Origin of the sequence: Vibrio cidicii, from assembly GCF_009665415.1 — a bacterium.
Taxonomy (GTDB): domain Bacteria; phylum Pseudomonadota; class Gammaproteobacteria; order Enterobacterales; family Vibrionaceae; genus Vibrio; species Vibrio cidicii.
This window is the reverse complement of sequence record NZ_CP035921.1, coordinates 2969468-2988214: the sequence shown is the minus strand read 5'-3', so window position 1 is coordinate 2988214 and position 18747 is coordinate 2969468. Positions and strand designations below refer to the sequence as shown.

Genomic DNA, 18747 nt, shown 5'->3' with positions numbered 1-18747 from the left:
CCATTACGACGAATGGTAGATGTCGGTGTTAAAAATCAAGGCTCGGTAATGCTTCTGTTTTGCAATACAGGGCATTTAGGAAGTATGAAGCTGATTAATGTGAGATTATTAAAAAAGTTCAACGTTGGGTTTCCCATTTACATGCCGCTGCTTAAGCAACATTAGTATCCCGTCTATCGACAAAAGGCTCTGCCGATACCTACCCTACGTAGTTTCCCAATCAGCCTGAATGGTCACTACGCGTATCCCCCAGGACTACTGCCCGAGATTGCGCGCGAATTTATCATAACTAGAAAGCAACAGGCAATCCTTTTTACCAACAAATTTCCGCTTCCTTCGACAAGTTAATGTTTCAGAAGAGATAAATCGCAGAAAACAGACAAATAAAAAACCCAGCATTGCTGCTGGGTTTAATGTTTGGAGCGACACACGAGGTTCGAACTCGTGACCTCAACCTTGGCAAGGTTGCGCTCTACCAACTGAGCTAGTGTCGCATATTGTCTTTTAATGGTGCCCCGGGCCGGACTTGAACCGGCACGACTCGAAAGTCGAGGGATTTTAAATCCCTTGTGTCTACCGATTTCACCACCAGGGCACGCAAATCTTTGCGATGGAGACACCATCTATAAATACCGCTTTCGCCGTATCTTTTAATTTGGAGCGACACACGAGGTTCGAACTCGTGACCTCAACCTTGGCAAGGTTGCGCTCTACCAACTGAGCTAGTGTCGCAAATGGAGGCGCGTCCCGGAGTCGAACCGAGGTCCACGGATTTGCAATCCGCTGCATAGCCACTCTGCCAACGCGCCTTCAAACCTTAAGAGATAACTCTCTCTCGGGTACGGGATGCATTCTACGCAATCATCTCACTGAGTCAATACTATTTTTATTTTTTTGAATCGTTTGAGCAGAAAGTGTGCGAAACACAGCAAACTGCTTATTTTAAAGGCAGTTAGTCTTTAAAAAGGAGCTTTTGACTTCACCACAAATGTGCTTTAAACGGGTCAGAATGGCTATTTTCAAACATAAAAAACGGGCTTTCGCCCGCTTTCTTAAATTCAGTGATTCTCTTCACTCAGTAAGTCATCTTTGGCCGCCATCAGGTATTGCACCATCGACCAGTAAGTTAAGAATGTCGCAATATAGAGCGCTGCATAACCGAGCCAAATCATCCAGTCATCATAGCGCCAAATCAACACCCACAAAGCAAACATCTGTGACAGTGTTTTCACTTTGCCAATCCAAGAGACGGCAACACTTGCCCTCTTACCAATCTCCGCCATCCACTCACGTAAGGCAGAAATAATAATTTCTCGCGCAATCATCGTGACTGCCGGAATCGTCACCCAAATCGTGTGGTAATGCTCGGTGATCAGGATAAGCGCTGTCGCGACTAAGACTTTGTCTGCGACCGGATCGATAAATGCGCCGAATCGAGACGTTTGGCCCAATTTTCTCGCCAGCATGCCATCGAGCCAATCGGTAAAGCCCGCCACCCAAAAGACCATCGCTGCCGCAAACGGTGCCCATGAATAAGGAAGATAGAATACAACCACGAACACCGGAATGAGAAATAATCTCATTAATGACAGGAGGTTAGGGATATTTAGACGCATATTATTATTCTCTTACACTTTGCGCGTTAATGGTGCTGGATTTTCACTATTGTTTCAATGCTTGATAGATAATTTCTGCTAAAGAATGGCTAATCCCCGGAACTTTGGCGATTTCTTCAACAGTGGCTCGTCTAAGCTCTTGTAAACCGCCCATATACTTCAGCAGTGCTTGGCGTCGTTTCGGTCCAACTCCTTCAATACCCTCTAGAGCACTGGTTTTACGCGTCTTTCCTCGCTTAGCTCTATGGCCCGCAATCGCGTGGTTATGACTTTCATCACGAATATGCTGAATCAAATGCAAAGCTGGCGCGTCACTTGGCAAGTTAAACTCCTCACCTGACACGGTAATTAAGGTCTCTAAACCCGGCTTGCGCGTCACGCCTTTCGCTATTCCTATCATTTCAGGTCGTTTGGGCCAATCGCCCCAATACTGTTCAATGATCTCGTGCGCACGATTTAACTGCCCCTTACCACCGTCGATAAAGATCACATCAGGGATTTTTTCCACGTCGAGTTGCTTCGAATAACGCCGTTCTAAAGCCTGCCCCATCGCAGCATAGTCATCGCCACCGGTAATCCCGCTAATATTGTAGCGGCGGTACTCTTGCTTGACGGGCCCTTCGGTGTTGAAGACCACGCACGACGCGATGGTGCTTTCACCCATGGTGTGTGAAATATCAAAACACTCCATTCTTAGAATATTTTCCTTACCCAACACTTCGCGCAATGCTTTGAAACGTTGGTTGATGGTCATCTTGTGATTGATTTGTGTGGTAATAGCAGTCAGCGCATTGGTATTCGCCAGTTTAAGATAACGGCTACGCGTCCCAGTTGGATTGGCATGAAAAGCAACTTTACGCCCGGCAACCTGACTGAGCGCTTCCTGAATAGCCGCCACATCCACCGCCAGATCCTTATTGAGAATAATGCGCGTCGGAACGGTTCGCGCTTCATTGTGGCTAAGGTAGTACTGGCTTAAGAAGCTATCAAATACCTCTTGCGCTGTGGTGTTTTGTGGAATTTTCGGGAAATGGCTGCGACTTCCCAGCACTTTACCCTGCCGAATCATCAAAATATGGATACAAGCTATGCCATTTTCTTGGGCAAAACCCAGTACATCCATATCATCCATACTGTCTTCAGAGACATATTGCTGCTCTTGCACTCGACGAATCGCTTGGATCTGGTCGCGAAAACGAGCAGCATCTTCAAAGCGCAGTGCCACACTGGCGTCTTCCATCTTGCTAACCAGCAGTTCAAGTACCTGATTATCTTTACCTTGTAAAAACAGGCGAAGATAATTCACCAGCTCAGCGTACTCTTGATCGGAAATCACACTGCTCACGCAAGGCCCTGCACAGCGGCCGATCTGATACATCAAACATGGTCGAGTACGGTTAGCATAAACTGTATCTTCACACTGACGCACCGGGAAAATTTTCTGCAACAGATGCAGCGTTTCTCTTACCGCTCCGGAGTCAGGATACGGTCCAAAATATTCACCTTTGCGTTTTTTCGCGCCACGATGCAGAGAGACTCGAGGATGCTTATGACCACTCACATAGATGTAAGGATAGGACTTGTCATCACGCAGCAACACATTGTATTTAGGTAAGTATTGCTTGATGTAGTTGTGCTCAAGGATCAGCGCTTCTGTTTCTGTATGCGTGACCGTGACGTCGATCTTAGCAATATTGCTGACCAACGCGCGCGTTTTCTCACTGTCGACTTTCTTACGAAAATAACTCGAGAGGCGTTTTTTAAGATCTTTGGCTTTACCGACGTAAATCACCACAGCGTCGGCGTTATACATTCGATAAACGCCGGGCTGATGAGTCACTGTCTTAAGGAAAGATACCGAGTCGAAAGGAAGGGTCACAACTAGAGAGTCTCGGTATCCAGCATTCCATGACGGATGGCAAGGTGCGTCAATTCAACGTCACCGTTAATATCCAGTTTGTTAAACAAACGGTAGCGATAGCTGTTGACCGTTTTCGGGCTGAGGTTCAACTGCTCAGAGATGTCGGTGACTTTTTGTCCCTTAGTGATCATCATCATGATTTGCAGCTCACGCTCTGATAAATCTTTAAACGGATTTTCAGAGGCTGGCGAAAACTGGCTCAATGCCATTTGCTGTGCGATTTCCGGAGAAATATAACGCTGTCCGCTATTCACAATGCGGATTGCATTGACCATTTCATCTGGACCAGCCCCTTTTGTTAAATAGCCAGAAGCCCCGGCTTGCATCACTTTAGTTGGAAACGGATTTTCCGTATGAACAGTCAAGACGATGATTTTTACATCCGGATTAACACGCAGGATTTTTTTGGTTGCTTCCAAGCCGCCAATTCCAGGCATGTTCATATCCATTAAAACGACATCAGCATGATTCGTGCGACACCATTTTACTGCATTCTCACCGCTATCAGCTTCTCCTGCTACGTTCATTCCACGGACGTCTTCAATAATACGTCGTATCCCTGTGCGAACCAGCTCGTGATCATCTACAAGGAAAACATTAATCAAACTTGTATCTCCACACTATTTAATGGCTCTGCACCCACATAAATGTGGATATCAGTACGCTTGCCTATACTACCGCATTTCCTCAGAAATGCCTGCTAAGAATATGTGCCTAATCGCAAACTTTAGCAAGGACTTATTCAATGCCGACGCGAATATAGCGAGCCACTCTAACAATTTTGTTTTAAAAAGGAGACTGTTAGTTGTGACCAATGCTCAGTAATTTTACCTACATCATGTTTATCATAGAGTAAATGTTCAATTATCCATCAATCACGGCTTATCTGACGATAAAGTTCTGAACCTTTTGTAGACTTTGCTAACATCAGCAGAGCAATAGCATCTACAGGCAGATATTTTGACCACCACACCTGGGTTCGTTCTAACACGCCAATCTCGCGATAAGTTTGCCACAACTCAACTTGAGTTGTGGCTGAGCACGCCACATGGCCCTTACCAACTGCTGATCGAAGGTGAAAAACCCGTCTTCTTTGTGCTGCAAAGTGATCTGCCTCGTATCGAAAACTTGCTTCTGGAGGGCGGGCATCACGCGCAGCTTACTCCTCTACCGCTGAAAAACTTTGAGTACCGCCCTGTGGCGGCCTGCTATTGTGCCACCATCAAAGAGTCAACTAGCCTCGCGGCTTGGTTACAACAACACGATATTCTGGTGCTAGAGGCCGATGTTCGTCTCGCAGACCGATTTCTGATGGAGCGTTTCATTCAAGGCTCGGTGGAGTTTATCGGCAAGCCTCAACCACAGGAGAAGTTTGTTCGCGTCAAACAGGCCAAATGCCGTAAAGGTGACTATGTGCCGACGCTTTCGGTGGTGTCGCTGGACATTGAATGTTCGGAAAAAGGCATCCTCTACTCTATCGGCCTCGACAGTCCAATGGATAGCCGAGTGATCATGATTGGCCAAGCTCAAGATTCACACACGCCCATTGAGTGGGTCGATGACGAAAAGCAGTTGCTTGAGCGGCTGATTCACTGGTTTGAACAGTTCGATCCGGATGTCATCATCGGTTGGAACGTAATTGATTTTGACTTTCGTTTACTGCACAAACGGGCTGAGTGGCACAAACTAAAGCTCACCTTGGGCCGAGGCAATCAAAGCAGCTTTTTTCGCTCTTCAACGCAAAGTCAGCAGAGCTTCATCACCATTCCCGGTCGGGTGGTGCTAGACGGCATCGATACACTCAAAACGGCCACCTACCATTTCCGTTCTTGGTCTTTGGAATCGGTCTCCCAAGAACTGCTTGGTGAAGGCAAAGCCATCCACAATGTCCACGATCGCATGGCGGAAATTAACACCATGTTTCGCGAAGACAAACCTTCACTCGCTAGGTACAACTTACAAGACTGTGTTTTGGTGAATCGCATTTTTGCCCACACTCACTTGCTTGAGTTTGCCATCGAACGCTCCCGTCTTACTGGCGTAGAGCTGGATCGAGTTGGCGGCTCGGTGGCCGCCTTTACTAATTTGTATTTGCCACGATTGCATCGCGCTGGTTATGTTGCGCCGAATCTTCAACCAGAGAATTGGGTAGCCAGCCCTGGCGGGTATGTGATGGATTCACTTCCCGGATTGTATGATTCGGTACTGGTGCTCGATTTTAAAAGTCTATACCCATCCATTATTCGCTCCTTCTTGATCGATCCTCTTGGCCTTATCGAAGGTTTACGACTTGAGATGGGTAAAGAGGTGTATCAAGCCGTACCCGGTTTTCGCGGGGGGCAGTTTCATCGCAGCCAACATTTTCTGCCTGACTTGATCGAACAACTTTGGGCCGCTCGCGATGTGGCGAAAAAGAACAATGAGAAAGCGTTCTCCCAAGCGATTAAAATCATCATGAACTCCTTTTATGGGGTACTCGGCTCCTCGGGTTGTCGCTTCTTTGATACGCGACTTGCGTCTAGCATTACCATGCGCGGTCACGAGATCATGAAACAGACCAGCAAGTTGATTGAGGCAAAAGGTTATCAGGTGATTTACGGCGATACCGATTCTACTTTTGTTTCGCTCAATGGCGCTTATACCCAACAAGAAGCGGATGCAATTGGCCAGTCACTGGTGCGCGACATCAATCTGTGGTGGAAACGGCATTTGCAGCAAGAATTCAACCTCACTTCGATTTTGGAGTTGGAATATGAAACCCATTATCGCAAGTTTCTCATGCCAACCATTCGGGGCGCGGAAACGGGCTCGAAAAAGCGCTACGCAGGGCTGATCAGTGAAGGAAAAAACGAAAGTATTGTATTCAAAGGGCTAGAGAGTGCACGTACAGATTGGACGCCACTGGCACAAAAGTTCCAGCAGCAGCTCTATATGATGATATTCCATGGCGAAGATCCGACTGACTATATTCGCCACACCGTAGAACAAACACAAAATGGTGATTTTGACCACGATTTGGTCTACCAAAAACGGTTAAGACGTAAATTACATGAATATCAAAAGAATGTGCCACCGCAGGTTCGGGCAGCACGTCTTGCCGATGAAATGAATACTCGTTTTGGCCGCCCTTTGCAGTATCAGAACAAGGGGTTGATTGAGTATCTGATCACAGTCAATGGCCCAGAGCCAAGAGATTATCGCTCGAGTGCCATTGATTATCAGCACTATATCGACAAACAGTTGAAACCGGTAGCAAATGCGATTCTGCCGTTTATCGATATGGATTTTGACCAACTCGCTGCGCCACAGCTAGGGCTATTCTAGTCAGAAAAGACTACAGGATTTTGATATTATTTGCTTTTTTACAGTAGTGAATAAAATCAGCGTATTGCAACGAACGGCTATAAAACCATCCTTGCACCGAAATATGATCGCGGATAGGAATGTGGCTTAACTGCTGTTTCGATTCAACCCCTTCCACTACGACTTTTAATTTGAGCTGCTCAGCAACCGACAATAAGCTCATAAACACTTTCTTCCCTTTGTCATTATCCAACGCCAAAACAAACGATCGGTCGATTTTGATAGCGTCAACGTCAAAGCGATTGAGATAAGAGAGGGATGAAAACCCGGTACCAAAGTCGTCTATCGATATCTCCACGCCTAACTGATGCAAACGGTTGAACGAGATCGCCAGCATTTGCTCGTCAACCAATAGTGTTTCTTCGGTGATTTCGATATGGACTTGTGACGCCACAGGCGCAATGATGTACTCCAACTTTTCCATATACTCTTGGTCAACCAAAAATTCGGGGGTGATATTAATACTCACTGGGATATAAATTTCATTGCGATTCCATTGCTGGATGTCAGAAACCACTTTTTTCAGCACCCATAGATCCACCTCTTTCATTAACCCCGCCACCTCGAGCCAAGGAAGAAAAGCGCCAGGATAAATCAATGTACCATCGGGCTCTGTTGCCCGAATTAACGCTTCACAACCGACCACACGACCATTTTCCGCCGATACTTGCGGTTGGTACTCTACGCAAAATTCTTTACTGCCAATGTGTTCCAATTTTTTCTCAATTTCTCGAGCACGACGCGCTCTGTCATTGGCAGTCGCAATAGGATCCTCTTTAAGTGTTTCCGCTTCTTCTTGGCGGCGCACATACACTGTGTCGAGGAAATGAATTTTGATCGCTTGGTTACTGTACAACCGATTCAGGCTTCGTACCGCTGGATAGTAAATCGCCACTCCCGTCAGAATATTCAACAGCTGTAGCAACATACCATTGACATCTCCGGACGTCGCCAGCCATGCATTCACCAGAATCGGGGCATTAAACGGAACACTGGCGCTAGGCACAGCAATAAAACCGCTTTCAACCGCAAGCAGGCTAACAACCACATTCACCACCGGCGTGATCAAAAAGGGCAAAAACAGCCTTGGATTCAAGATAATTGGCAGACCAAAGAGCAAAATCTCATTCACATTAATCAGCCCAATAGGTATCGATGCGAGAGCGATAAGTCGGTGACTTTTTTGTTTGGAAAACAACAACAAGGCAATCACCAGTGACAATGTTGCTCCACTGCCTCCGATAAAGACGAACGTCCCCATCAGCGACAAATTCATCACGTACTGACCGGTTCCCCCTGCAACAAAAGTTGAATAGTTGAGTTGGCTGGCTTGCTGAAGCAGATCCACCATCGGCAGCAGCGAGTAATACCCGTGGATGCCTAAAAACCACAACACTGAATTGAGTGCACTGAATAGCACACCGAACTGATACGGCTCATTCGCATAGTCAAGACCTATCGACTGAAAACTGATACTCACATTCAGTAAGCTAAAAAGTAGATAATTGATGATGAGTACAATGGCCGCTGTGATTAAGGAGGGAAAAACTAAGTTAAGTGACTCCTTAACCAGTTTGCCACCGCTTTCAGAAGAGGTAATACGCAGCTGTGGCACATGTTGCAAACGGGCTAAGATCGGCACGGCATAAAGCGGCGTAATAATAGCAATGACAATATGAAACATCTGCATTGTGCGCTCTTCAGGCACAATTTGGCTGACAATCAAAAGAAACAACATGGATAACAACGCCATCGGTGGGCGAGCAAGCTTCCATTGCATTGCCAAGACGTAAGAAATTGTCGCGGTCATCAAGTAGGGAAAAAAAGTCGCGATAGCGTTATGAATGTCGTAAAGGGTGACGATCCACCAGCTTCGACCTCCGCTAAAAAACTCGCCAATGCTGGCCAAAAAAAGGGCAAACGCAGAAAGCATCAGGCATGGGATCAGCCAAATCATTCCCTCTCTAACCGCCAATAAGGATAGTGAGAGCGACTTAAGCCGTTTTTTCAAACCAGATCCGAGCCAATACAATGGCGCAGCCGCTTGCTTATCCATATGCTCACCTGAAAATTGTCTTTTACCAATTAAAGTTAGCACAAGCAGGATGAGTCGGTATCGACTCTAATGACAATGCGATCAATTAGCCGATTTTAAATTCAGTTTTCTGATAGTGCTTCACAAGCCAATCGCCAAAACTGTCTAACAAACCAATCACCGAACGCTTTTCTATCAGTTTGCCAGACAGCAAAATCATCAGACGACGGATCTCAACCGATTTTTCCGGATGATACTGCACAAAGTGCTTTCCACACTCGATCGGATCATCAAACCATTGTTGGTCTTTATGCATGATCAGCGAATAGCTGGCTCGCAGCAGCTTCTTAGCGATGATTTTCTGATTTGTCACCAACAGTTCAGGCGTATTGGCGCGGACAATTTTATTGCGATAGACCGCCAGCCAGTCTTCTACATCCATATTCCAGTGTTTGGCAATTTCCCAGCTCGGAACGTACTCACCAAAACACTCTGCTAAATCATCACCATAAACGCAGACACAGCAATGTTTAAGCATAAAACCCCAAGTGAACAGGCTATCAAGTGACGCAATATCTTTCACTTCAGCGGTTTTTACCGCCACGCCAATCACTTGAGGAAAGCCCTTTTGCACACGCCATTTTAGGGTATTAAGAACCGTGGCACGACTTTCCGTAAATGGGCGGTGAGTCACTACCACAAGATCCAAATTAGACAAACCTGCGATGGCTGTTTTGCGTGCCACACTGCCGTAAACATAAACACTGTGCAGATTTTCTCCGAGACCACCTTTAAGACACATCAATACATCATTGATAACTGGTTGAAATTCAGGTTGAAAAGGTGTTTTGGGATCGATTACAGGTAAGGTCATAACCAGTTTAGATTCTTGATAATTATGATGTTTAGGCAATCTTCGCCCAGTTAGCCCACGGAATCAAGCGCAATACAACGTCGCCAAAGCTAAGCGCGATTCAGAGCAAAAACCGCGTGATGAAGTAATTTTTCTTGGTACTCGCAAGTTAGCAGGAGTTGAGTATATAATTCAGCGATTTTGAGTAACTCTTAAAAAACGCAATAGGAACAGATATGCCAAAGGCAAGTGAAATTAAGAAAGGTTTTGCAATCGAATCTAACGGCAAGACTCTTCTAGTTAAAGATATTGAAGTGACAACCCCTGGTGGCCGTGGCGGTTCAAAAATCTATAAAATGCGTTGTACAGACCTAACAACTGGTGCTCGCGTAGAAGAGCGTTACAAGTCAGACGACGTGGTAGAAACCGTTGAAATGAACAAACACGCGGTTTCTTTCTCTTATATCGATGGCGATGACTACATCTTCATGGACAACGGCGACTACTCTCAGTACGTGTTCAAACACGCTGACGTTGAAGACGATCTGCTGTTCATTAACGAAGAAACTCAAGGCATCCACGTAATACTCGTCAACGGCGACGCGGTAGGCCTAGAGCTGCCTTCTTCTGTTGAGTTGGTTATTGAAGAGACCGACCCATCGATCAAGGGCGCTTCTGCCTCTGCTCGTACCAAACCGGCTCGTCTCAGCACTGGCCTTATTGTACAGGTGCCAGAGTACATTGCGACTGGTGATCGTGTGATCATCAACACCGCAGAACGCAAATACATGAGCCGAGCGTAAGCATGACGGATCTGATCTCTTACGATGATGCGATTGATGCCGCGTACGATATCTTTCTAGAAATGGCGCCAGATAACTTGGAGCCAGCTGACGTGATCCTGTTCACCGCACAGTTCGATGAGCGTGGTGCGGCGGAGCTGGTTGATGTCGCGAGCGATTGGCCTTCCCACGTTGGCTTTGATGTTGATGACGAAGTCTACGCCGAAGTGCTGATCGGTTTAGTCAACGAAGAGAACGATGTCTTAGACGATGTGTTCGCCAGAATGCTGATTAGCCGAGATCCCGATCAGAAATTCTGCCACATTCTGTGGAAACGCGATTAACCGCGATAAAAAAGGCTTGCCACTGGCAAGCCTTTTTATTATCTATTTTGCTATCACTTTTAAGCACTTAGCGCTGAGTATTGCTGCGAGATGGACGTGCGCTTGGCGTGTTTGCACTACCCGCCTTGTTAGTCGCGGGCTTGCGACGTGACGGATTATTGCTGCGACCTTTTGGTGTACTCACTCGCTCTTCATGACGCTTCACCGCACGACGGATTTTTTGGCTGCGGGCACGGTCACGTTTACGCGATGAGCTGTTCAGTTCAATCATCGTCTCTTTTTCTGGACGCAGTTCAACCAGTTCGCGCAGATAGTTGACGTCTTTCAGCTCCAGCTCCATCCAACCACCGCGGGGCAATTTCTTATCCAGATAGATGTCACCGTAGCGCACGCGTTTCAGACGGCTTACCGTACAATCTTGTGATTCCCACAGACGACGAACTTCACGATTACGACCTTCGTTGATCACCACATAGAAGGTGTGGTTCATTCCTTCACCGCCAGTGTAGACAACGTCTTCAAAGCGAGCGAGGCCATCTTCCAGTTGTACCCCATTGACCAAGTTGCGTACTTTGTGCTCGTTCACTTCACCAAACACTCGAACTAGGTATTCACGCTCAACTTGGCGGCTTGGATGCATCAGACGATTCGCTAATTCACCGTCGGTAGTAAACAGCAGCAGACCGGATGTGTTCGCGTCCAATCGACCGACAGAAATCCAACGTGAACCGCGGATCTTAGGTAGACGGTCAAATACAGTACGACGACCTTCTGGATCGTGACGGGTACAGAGCTCTCCTTCTGGCTTGTAATACGCCAGCACTCGACAGATCACTTCCTCTTGTGCCTTAACCGACACAACGTGACCATCGATGCGCACAACCGCATTTTCGTCTTCCAGTCGCTCACCCAGTTTCGCCACTACACCATTTACACTTACACGTCCTGATTTGATTAATGCTTCCAATTCGCGACGTGAACCGTGACCGGCTCGCGCTAAAACTTTCTGTAATTTTTCGTTCATTTATCTACCTATGTGTCGTCTTCTCAGACGTCGTAGTCATACCAAGCATAGACCAGACTTAGTTATCTACCCGAAGCTCGGAATCGGGGGCGGCAATTATACGGGAAATAAATCCGCAATGTAAGATCTCCGCCCCTCGTCATCGGGCGAATCATGGAAAAATTCTCGCTAAAAATCACCCATTAGCACTGTCGATGGTGAGAGTTAACTTTATAGCAACAACTTGATGAATATTAATAAAAAAGGAGCACTCGGCTCCTTTATCTTAAACAGATTTTTCTCGTTTTGGCTTACTCAAATGGGGCTGGATCGCCCGCGCCAAGACGAGCAATAACCGCCTCACCTTCGCTAAAGTCAATTACCGTGGTTGGTTGCTCGCCCAGATAACCGCCGTTGAGAATCACATCTACGGCATGCTCGAGTTTATCGCGGATCTCATCGGGGTCCGACTCGGTGTAGTTATTTCCCGGCAGAATCAGGGAAGTTGACATCAAAGGCTCACCCATCGCTTCCAAAAGATCGAGGGCGATACGGTTATCTGGTACACGAATACCAATCGTTTTGCGTTTGGCATTCATCAAGCGACGAGGCACTTCTTTTGTTCCTTTGAAGATAAAAGTGTACGCGCCCGGCGTGTTGTTCTTTAGTAAACGAAATGCGGTGTTGTCTACGCGTGCGTACAGCGACAACTCCGACAAATCGCGGCACAACAGGGTGAAGTTATGTTTTTCATCCAATCGGCGGATCTGACAAATTCGCTCCAGCGCTTGTTTGTTTTCCAACTGACAACCGAGTGCATAACCGGAATCGGTCGGGTAAACCACCACACCGCCATTACGGATGATTGCTACGGCTTGATTGATCAAGCGAGCCTGGGGGTTTTCAGGATGAACGTAAAAAAACTGGCTCATTGTAATTCCTCATTATCGAGCCTCTCGGCTCTATAGGACTGGAGTGTGGATGCTTGTGCTGGCTCCAAAGGAGCGGACTCTAAACCCCAATCTTTCCAAACTGGTTCTACGCCGGAGGGCAACCAGAGGTTTCTTCCCAACTCCATCCACGGGGATGGATAGTGAAAATCGCTGCCTTGGGAAGCTAATAGTTTGTATTGTATAGCATAATCAGCCAACGTGCGTCTTTCTTGTTGCGATTGTTGTGGTTGGGCCACCTCCATAGCATCCCCACCGGCCTCGACAAACGCTTGCAACAACCGTTTTAACCACTTGGCCGTTAGATCATAACGCCCCGGATGAGCCAGCACGGCCAGGCCCCCCGCGGCATGGATCGCGCCGATGGCATCAGCCATTGAACACCAATTCGGCGGCACGTAACCGGGATTGTTGCGTGTCAGGTATTTTTTAAACACCTGCTGCATATTCTTTGCAAAACCGTTATCCACCAACCATTTGGCAAAATGGGCGCGAGTCACTGGCGCACCATCGGCAATGGCTCTGACCTCTTCAAGTACTCCTTCTCGCGTTGCTTTGCCAAGGCGCTGCGCGATCATTTCCGAGCGAGCGACTCGATGCGCTTGCTGCTGAGCGATCAGTTGGCTTAATTGAGCATTTTGTGGGTCGATATTCAAACCAACAATATGGATATCTTTGTTTTGCCACACGGTCGAAATTTCAATGCCGTTAATGATAGTGAGCGACAATTGATTCTGCGCCACATAACGGTGAATCTCCTCCAGCGCTTGCACAGTATCATGATCGGTGACCGCTAAAACATCCAGCTCAAAGCTGATTGCGCGGTCAATCAACTGCGCTGGTGTGAGTCGGCCATCAGAGGCAGTGGTATGGCTGTGTAGATCTATTCTCATATATTTGCTTCTTGGGGGTTGACTTTTTACCCTTGCACTAGTTAACTAGTACACAAATACAAAGTACCTGACTGTAAGGCCGACTATGTTACAAGAACTTAACCAAAAGCAAAAAGCGAAACTTGCTCTGCATGACGAGAAATCGAATGCAGCGGAGTTAGCTTGGTGGCGCATCTGGACAAGTTCTTGGTGGGCAAACGTGTACTTTTAATTCAGGACACTCATGATACGAAGCCCGCCTAAACAGCGGGCTTTTTGTTTTGTTGTATAACTCACGTTCAAGCGATTAAATATTCACCAGATTGACTAAATTGTACGTTGGGCGAACGTTTGCTTTGTGCGAGTATGTACAGCAGGAAGCTAGAACAGATTTGAAATAATAAGGAGGTCTTGTGAACAAGGCCATTAAGATCAAAACCTTGGGCAAGTTAGATGTGATTACGGCATCGGTCCCATACACACAAGACCCGACTCGTCTGTTCCATACCTTATGCGAAAGCAAGACGGACAGCTTGTTGCTCGAATCTGCCGAGATTGATTCGAAGCAGGATCTCAAGAGTCTGTTAATTGTCGATTCCGCCGTGCGTATTGTCTGCTACGGGCAAACCGTCACCTGCAATGCCCTCACGGATAACGGTCGTCATCTGCTGGCGCATTTACAGGGGAATATCCAACCTGATATCAAGCAGCAGTTCGACGGACAAACACTGACGTTAACCTTCAGCGAATCCGACGACACCTTAGACGAAGATTCGCGTCTGCGCGAAGCGTCTAGCTTTGACGCACTGCGTTTAATTCAGCACAGCTTTGATTTAGGTGGTCATGACAAACATGCGCTGTTTATCGGCGGTCTGTTTGCTTACGATCTGGTGGCCAATTTTGAACCTTTGGGCCCCGCCAGCGCCACGAACCAATGTCCAGACTACGTATTTTATGTCGCAGAGACACTGCTGGTGGTCGATCACCAAACGGAAAGCTGTCACCTGCAAGCAACGCTATTTGCCAACAGTGAGCAAAAATCCGTACTTGAAACACGCATTGAGCAAATCAGTACACTCTGCGCCGATCCAAAAACTCTGCCTCAAGCGGTGAAACTTGCACAAGTGGATGCCACTCCGAGTGTCAGCGACGAAGCTTTTTGCCAAATCGTCCGCGATCTCAAACAGTACGTGGTCAAAGGCGACATCTTCCAAGTGGTGCCATCACGCCGTTTTACGCTCCCCTGCCCTTCGCCGCTGGCAGCGTATAAAGAGTTGAAGCTGAGTAACCCAAGCCCTTACATGTTCTACATGCAAGATGAGTTGTTTACTTTATTTGGCGCATCACCAGAAAGCGCACTGAAATACGAAACCGACACCAACCAAGTGGAAATCTATCCGATTGCGGGGACCCGCCGTCGCGGCAAACGAGCCAATGGTGAGATTGATTTTGATCTCGACAGTCGTATCGAGCTGGAATTGCGCACCGACAAAAAAGAGAACGCCGAGCATATGATGCTGGTGGATCTTGCGCGCAATGACGTCGCACGAATCTCACAAGCGGGCACTCGCCATGTTGCCGATTTACTCAAAGTTGACCGTTACAGCCATGTGATGCATTTGGTCTCACGCGTGGTAGGACAACTTCGCGCCGATCTGGATGCGCTGCACGCCTACCAAGCTTGCATGAACATGGGCACCCTGACTGGCGCGCCAAAAATCCGCGCGATGCAGCTTATCCGCGATGTGGAAGGCGCGCGTCGTGGCAGTTACGGCGGTGCGGTCGGTTACCTAACGGGTGAAGGTACCTTGGACACCTGCATCGTGATCCGCTCAGCTTACGTCGAAAACGGCATCGCTCAAGTGCAAGCGGGCGCAGGGGTGGTGTTTGACTCCGATCCACAAGCCGAAGCCGATGAGACACGCGGCAAGGCGCAGGCCGTTATTTCTGCCATCCAGAAAGCACATAAGGAGTAACGGACATGGCTGACATCGTTTTTATCGACAACTTCGATTCGTTCACCTACAACCTAGTGGATCAGTTTCGCTCACTTGGCCATAAGGTAACCATTTACCGTAACCACATCCCTGCGAAGGTGATTGAGCAAGCCATTGCCAAGCTCGAACAACCTGTGGTGCTTCTCTCACCGGGTCCGGGCGCTCCGTCAGAAGCGGGCTCGATGCCGGAGCTGATTCAACGCGTGAAGGGCAAAGTGCCGGTGATTGGCATCTGTCTTGGTCATCAGGCCATCGTCGAGGCGTATGGCGGTACCGTTGCTGGTGCGGGTGAAATTATTCACGGCAAAGTGTCGATGATGGCGCACCAAGGCCACGCGATTTATTCTACTTTGCCTTCGCCTCTCGCGATTGCTCGCTACCACTCTTTAGTCGCGACAAAAGTGCCCGAGAGCTTGACTGTCACCGCGGAAGTGGACGGCTTGGTCATGTCGGTAGTGAATGAGCAAGACAAGGTGTGCGGCTTTCAATTTCACCCAGAATCGATCATGACCACATACGGTGCGACACTGCTCGCCAATGCCATTGACTGGGCGCTAGCGTAAGGACAGGGAGAGACCATTATGCAAACTATCATCAACAAACTTTATGGGCAGCAGTCGCTGAACGAGCAAGAGAGCCAGCAGCTGTTTGACACTATTATTCGCGGTGAGTTGGACCCGATTTTGATGGCATCAGCGCTCACCGCATTAAAAATCAAAGGCGAAACGCCCGATGAGATCGCTGGCGCTGCAAAAGCCTTATTGGCCAACGCTAACCCTTTCCCTCGTCCAGATTACGACTTTGCTGATATCGTCGGCACTGGTGGCGATGGGCACAACACCATCAACATCTCCACCACAGCCGCGTTTGTCGCCGCGGCATGCGGGCTGAAAATTGCCAAACACGGCAACCGCAGTGTGTCGAGCAAATCGGGCTCTTCCGATCTGCTTGACTCGTTTGGTATCAATTTGGCGATGAGCGCCGAAGATACCCGCCGAGCGATGGATGAGATTGGCGTCGCCTTTTTGTTCGCGCCGCAGTATCACAGCGGTGTCCGCCATGCGATGCCTGTGCGCCAAACCATGAAAACCCGAACGATTTTCAATATCCTCGGCCCACTGATTAATCCGGCGCGGCCCAACATCGAACTGATGGGCGTCTACAGCCAAGAGCTAGTCAAGCCGATTGCACAAACCATGTTGAAAATGGGCATGAAGCGCGCGGCGGTGGTACATGGTAGCGGGTTAGATGAAGTGGCGATCCACGGCGAAACCACGGTTGCGGAAATCAAAGATGGCGAAATCCATGAGTACACCCTCACGCCCGCCGATTTTGGCCTGCAAACGCACCCGCTTGAAGCGATTAAGGGCGGCGATCCGCAAGAAAACCGCGCCATCATCACGCACCTCTTGACAGGCAAAGGGAGCGAAGCGCAACTTGGTGCCGTCGCGGTTAACGTCGCACTGCTGATGCGCCTGTTTGGTCATGAAGATCTCAAAGCTAACACTCAGCAAGCGATTGAAGTGATGAACTCTGGTAAAGCCTACCAACTGGTTGAACAACTCGCGGCACACGCCTGAAAGGAAAAGAGATGAGCGAAAAACTGTCCGAGCACGTATCGGTGCAAGAAGCGCAAATGGCCGAAGTGCTGGCAAAGATTGTACGCGATAAATATCAATGGGTTGCTTTACGTAAACAGCAGCAACCTTTAAATACCTTCGAAGCGGATCTCATCCCTTCCGATCGCAGCTTTTATCAAGCACTGTCCACGGGCAAAACGGTGTTCATCACTGAGTGCAAAAAGGCATCTCCATCGAAAGGGCTTATTCGTCAAGAGTTTGATTTGGATTACATCGCCTCGGTGTATAACCGACATGCAGACGCTATTTCCGTCCTGACCGATGAGAAATATTTCCAAGGGAGTTTTGACTTCCTGCCGCAAGTACGCAAGCAAGTGAAACAGCCCGTACTGTGTAAAGATTTTATGGTCGACCCGTATCAGGTCATGCTGGCACGACACTACCAAGCGGATGCAATTTTGCTGATGTTGTCCGTTTTGGACGATGAGCAGTACCAAACGCTGGCAAACCTTGCCCACCGGCTCAATATGGGCGTGCTGACCGAAATCAGCAATGAGGAAGAGTTAGCCCGCGCGGTCAACTTAGGGGCAAGAGTCATTGGCATCAACAACCGTAACTTGCGTGATTTGACCACCGATCTGAATCGCACCAAATTACTCGCGCCTACCCTGCGCAAACTGGCGCCCAATGCTGTTGTCATCTCTGAATCGGGGATCTACACCCACCAGCAAGTGCGCGACCTGGCTCAGTTTGCCGATGGTTTCTTAATTGGCAGCTCGCTAATGGCCGAGGAAAATCTTGAACTGGCGGTGCGCAAAGTAACGCTAGGTGAGAATAAAGTGTGTGGTCTGACTCGACCCGACGACGCAGCCAAAGCGTACCATGCGGGGGCCGTGTTTGGCGGGCTGATTTTCGCTGAGCAATCAAAACGTGTGGTAGATACCGACAGCGCACGCTTAGTAATGAGTGGCGCGCCGCTGCACTACGTCGGCGTTTTTCAAAATCAATCGCTTGAATTTGTGGCGCAAACCGCCAATTCACTCGTTCTTGCCGCAGTGCAGCTGCATGGCGAAGAAGATCAACACTATGTGACGCAGTTGCGTAGCCTACTCGCCGAGCATATCGCGATTTGGAAAGCCTACGGCGTGACCGATCACGCTCCGCAGCGCCTCACCCAACATGTCGACAGACATCTTCTCGATGCCCAAGTCGGCAACCAAAGCGGTGGCACAGGCAAAGCCTTCGACTGGAGCTTAATCGGCGACCCGAGCAAGGTGATGCTCGCGGGTGGCTTGAACGCAGACAATGCAAAGCAAGCGGCTTCACTCGGCTGTCTAGGATTGGATTTCAACTCCGGGGTCGAAAGCGCACCGGGTAAAAAAGATACACAGAAGTTGCAACAAGCGTTTGCTGCGATCCGCAACTACTAAA

16 protein-coding genes, 4 tRNA genes and 1 other annotated feature are annotated in these 18747 nt (G+C 48.3%); of the genes, 8 read left to right on the top strand and 12 right to left on the bottom strand.

Going from position 1 to position 18747, the window contains the following annotated elements:
• Window positions 1–418: 418 nt before the first annotated feature.
• The 7 genes from EWA64_RS14650 to uvrY form a co-directional block, all read right to left on the bottom strand.
• Window positions 419–494, bottom strand: a tRNA-Gly gene (locus EWA64_RS14650).
• Window positions 495–508: 14 nt separating this feature from the next.
• Window positions 509–595, bottom strand: a tRNA-Leu gene (locus EWA64_RS14645).
• A gap of 61 nt (window positions 596–656) precedes the next feature.
• A tRNA-Gly gene (locus EWA64_RS14640) sits at window positions 657–732 on the bottom strand.
• 3 nt (window positions 733–735) lie between these two features.
• Window positions 736–809, bottom strand: a tRNA-Cys gene (locus EWA64_RS14635).
• Window positions 810–1058: 249 nt separating this feature from the next.
• Window positions 1059–1616 (bottom strand): CDP-diacylglycerol--glycerol-3-phosphate 3-phosphatidyltransferase, encoded by a 558-nt coding sequence (pgsA, locus tag EWA64_RS14630; protein ID WP_039434394.1) that lies wholly within the window; start codon window positions 1614–1616, stop codon window positions 1059–1061.
• 46 nt (window positions 1617–1662) lie between these two features.
• Window positions 1663–3495 (bottom strand): excinuclease ABC subunit UvrC, encoded by a 1833-nt coding sequence (gene uvrC, locus EWA64_RS14625; RefSeq protein WP_082796637.1) that lies wholly within the window; start codon window positions 3493–3495, stop codon window positions 1663–1665.
• A gap of 2 nt (window positions 3496–3497) precedes the next feature.
• On the bottom strand, window positions 3498–4142 hold the full coding sequence (gene uvrY, locus EWA64_RS14620; RefSeq protein WP_039425820.1) for a UvrY/SirA/GacA family response regulator transcription factor: 645 nt from the start codon (window positions 4140–4142) through the stop codon (window positions 3498–3500).
• A gap of 355 nt (window positions 4143–4497) precedes the next feature.
• Here uvrY and EWA64_RS14615 point away from each other — a divergent pair, with 355 nt between their 5' ends.
• Entirely contained in the window at window positions 4498–6861 is a 2364-nt protein-coding gene (locus EWA64_RS14615) for a DNA polymerase II (protein WP_061893929.1), read from the top strand.
• Window positions 6862–6871: 10 nt separating this feature from the next.
• Here EWA64_RS14615 and EWA64_RS14610 read toward each other — a convergent pair whose 3' ends face one another.
• A complete protein-coding gene (locus EWA64_RS14610; RefSeq protein ID WP_061893928.1) occupies window positions 6872–8956 on the bottom strand; it encodes a PTS sugar transporter subunit IIC/EAL domain-containing protein in 2085 nt (694 codons plus the stop codon).
• A gap of 85 nt (window positions 8957–9041) precedes the next feature.
• Window positions 9042–9809, bottom strand: coding sequence for a nucleotidyltransferase family protein (locus tag EWA64_RS14605; RefSeq protein ID WP_061893927.1), 768 nt, complete (start codon window positions 9807–9809; stop codon window positions 9042–9044).
• 215 nt (window positions 9810–10024) lie between these two features.
• Here EWA64_RS14605 and efpL point away from each other — a divergent pair, with 215 nt between their 5' ends.
• Both efpL and EWA64_RS14595 read left to right on the top strand, forming a co-directional pair.
• Complete coding sequence (efpL, locus tag EWA64_RS14600; protein ID WP_061893926.1) at window positions 10025–10591, top strand: elongation factor P-like protein EfpL; 567 nt, start codon at window positions 10025–10027, stop codon at window positions 10589–10591.
• A gap of 2 nt (window positions 10592–10593) precedes the next feature.
• Window positions 10594–10914 carry an HI1450 family dsDNA-mimic protein gene (locus EWA64_RS14595; RefSeq protein WP_061893925.1) on the top strand — a complete coding sequence of 107 codons (321 nt, stop codon included), beginning with the start codon at window positions 10594–10596 and terminating at the stop codon, window positions 10912–10914.
• Between the two features lie 67 nt (window positions 10915–10981).
• Here the strand turns inward: EWA64_RS14595 and rluB are convergent, their stop codons facing one another.
• The 3 genes from rluB to rnm all read right to left on the bottom strand — a co-directional run bounded on the left by rluB (window position 10982) and on the right by rnm (window position 13760).
• Window positions 10982–11938 (bottom strand): 23S rRNA pseudouridine(2605) synthase RluB, encoded by a 957-nt coding sequence (gene rluB / locus EWA64_RS14590; protein WP_061893924.1) that lies wholly within the window; start codon window positions 11936–11938, stop codon window positions 10982–10984.
• A gap of 290 nt (window positions 11939–12228) precedes the next feature.
• A complete protein-coding gene (locus EWA64_RS14585) occupies window positions 12229–12849 on the bottom strand; it encodes an L-threonylcarbamoyladenylate synthase (protein ID WP_045568858.1) in 621 nt (206 codons plus the stop codon).
• Window positions 12846–13760: an RNase RNM gene (rnm, locus tag EWA64_RS14580; protein WP_061893923.1), complete on the bottom strand. Its 915-nt coding sequence runs from the start codon at window positions 13758–13760 to the stop codon at window positions 12846–12848. The genes EWA64_RS14585 and rnm overlap by 4 nt, the downstream gene beginning before the upstream one ends.
• 85 nt (window positions 13761–13845) lie before the next feature.
• Between rnm and trpL2 the strand changes: the two genes are divergently transcribed.
• From trpL2 to trpCF, 5 genes are all read left to right on the top strand, one after another.
• Complete coding sequence (gene trpL2 / locus EWA64_RS14575) at window positions 13846–13971, top strand: tryptophan operon leader peptide (RefSeq protein ID WP_039425796.1); 126 nt, start codon at window positions 13846–13848, stop codon at window positions 13969–13971.
• Window positions 13918–14020, top strand: a sequence feature (Trp leader region). Its footprint overlaps the gene before it by 54 nt.
• A gap of 132 nt (window positions 14021–14152) precedes the next feature.
• Window positions 14153–15715: an anthranilate synthase component 1 gene (locus tag EWA64_RS14570; RefSeq protein WP_061893922.1), complete on the top strand. Its 1563-nt coding sequence runs from the start codon at window positions 14153–14155 to the stop codon at window positions 15713–15715.
• 5 nt (window positions 15716–15720) lie between these two features.
• The gene (locus EWA64_RS14565; RefSeq protein ID WP_039462676.1) at window positions 15721–16299 is read left to right on the top strand and encodes an aminodeoxychorismate/anthranilate synthase component II; all 579 of its coding nucleotides are present in this window, start codon (window positions 15721–15723) and stop codon (window positions 16297–16299) included.
• A gap of 18 nt (window positions 16300–16317) precedes the next feature.
• Window positions 16318–17316 (top strand): anthranilate phosphoribosyltransferase, encoded by a 999-nt coding sequence (gene trpD, locus EWA64_RS14560; RefSeq protein ID WP_061893921.1) that lies wholly within the window; start codon window positions 16318–16320, stop codon window positions 17314–17316.
• Window positions 17317–17327: 11 nt separating this feature from the next.
• Window positions 17328–18746, top strand: a complete 1419-nt coding sequence (trpCF, locus tag EWA64_RS14555) for a bifunctional indole-3-glycerol-phosphate synthase TrpC/phosphoribosylanthranilate isomerase TrpF (RefSeq protein WP_061893920.1) — start codon at window positions 17328–17330, stop codon at window positions 18744–18746.
• Window position 18747 lies beyond the last annotated feature (1 nt).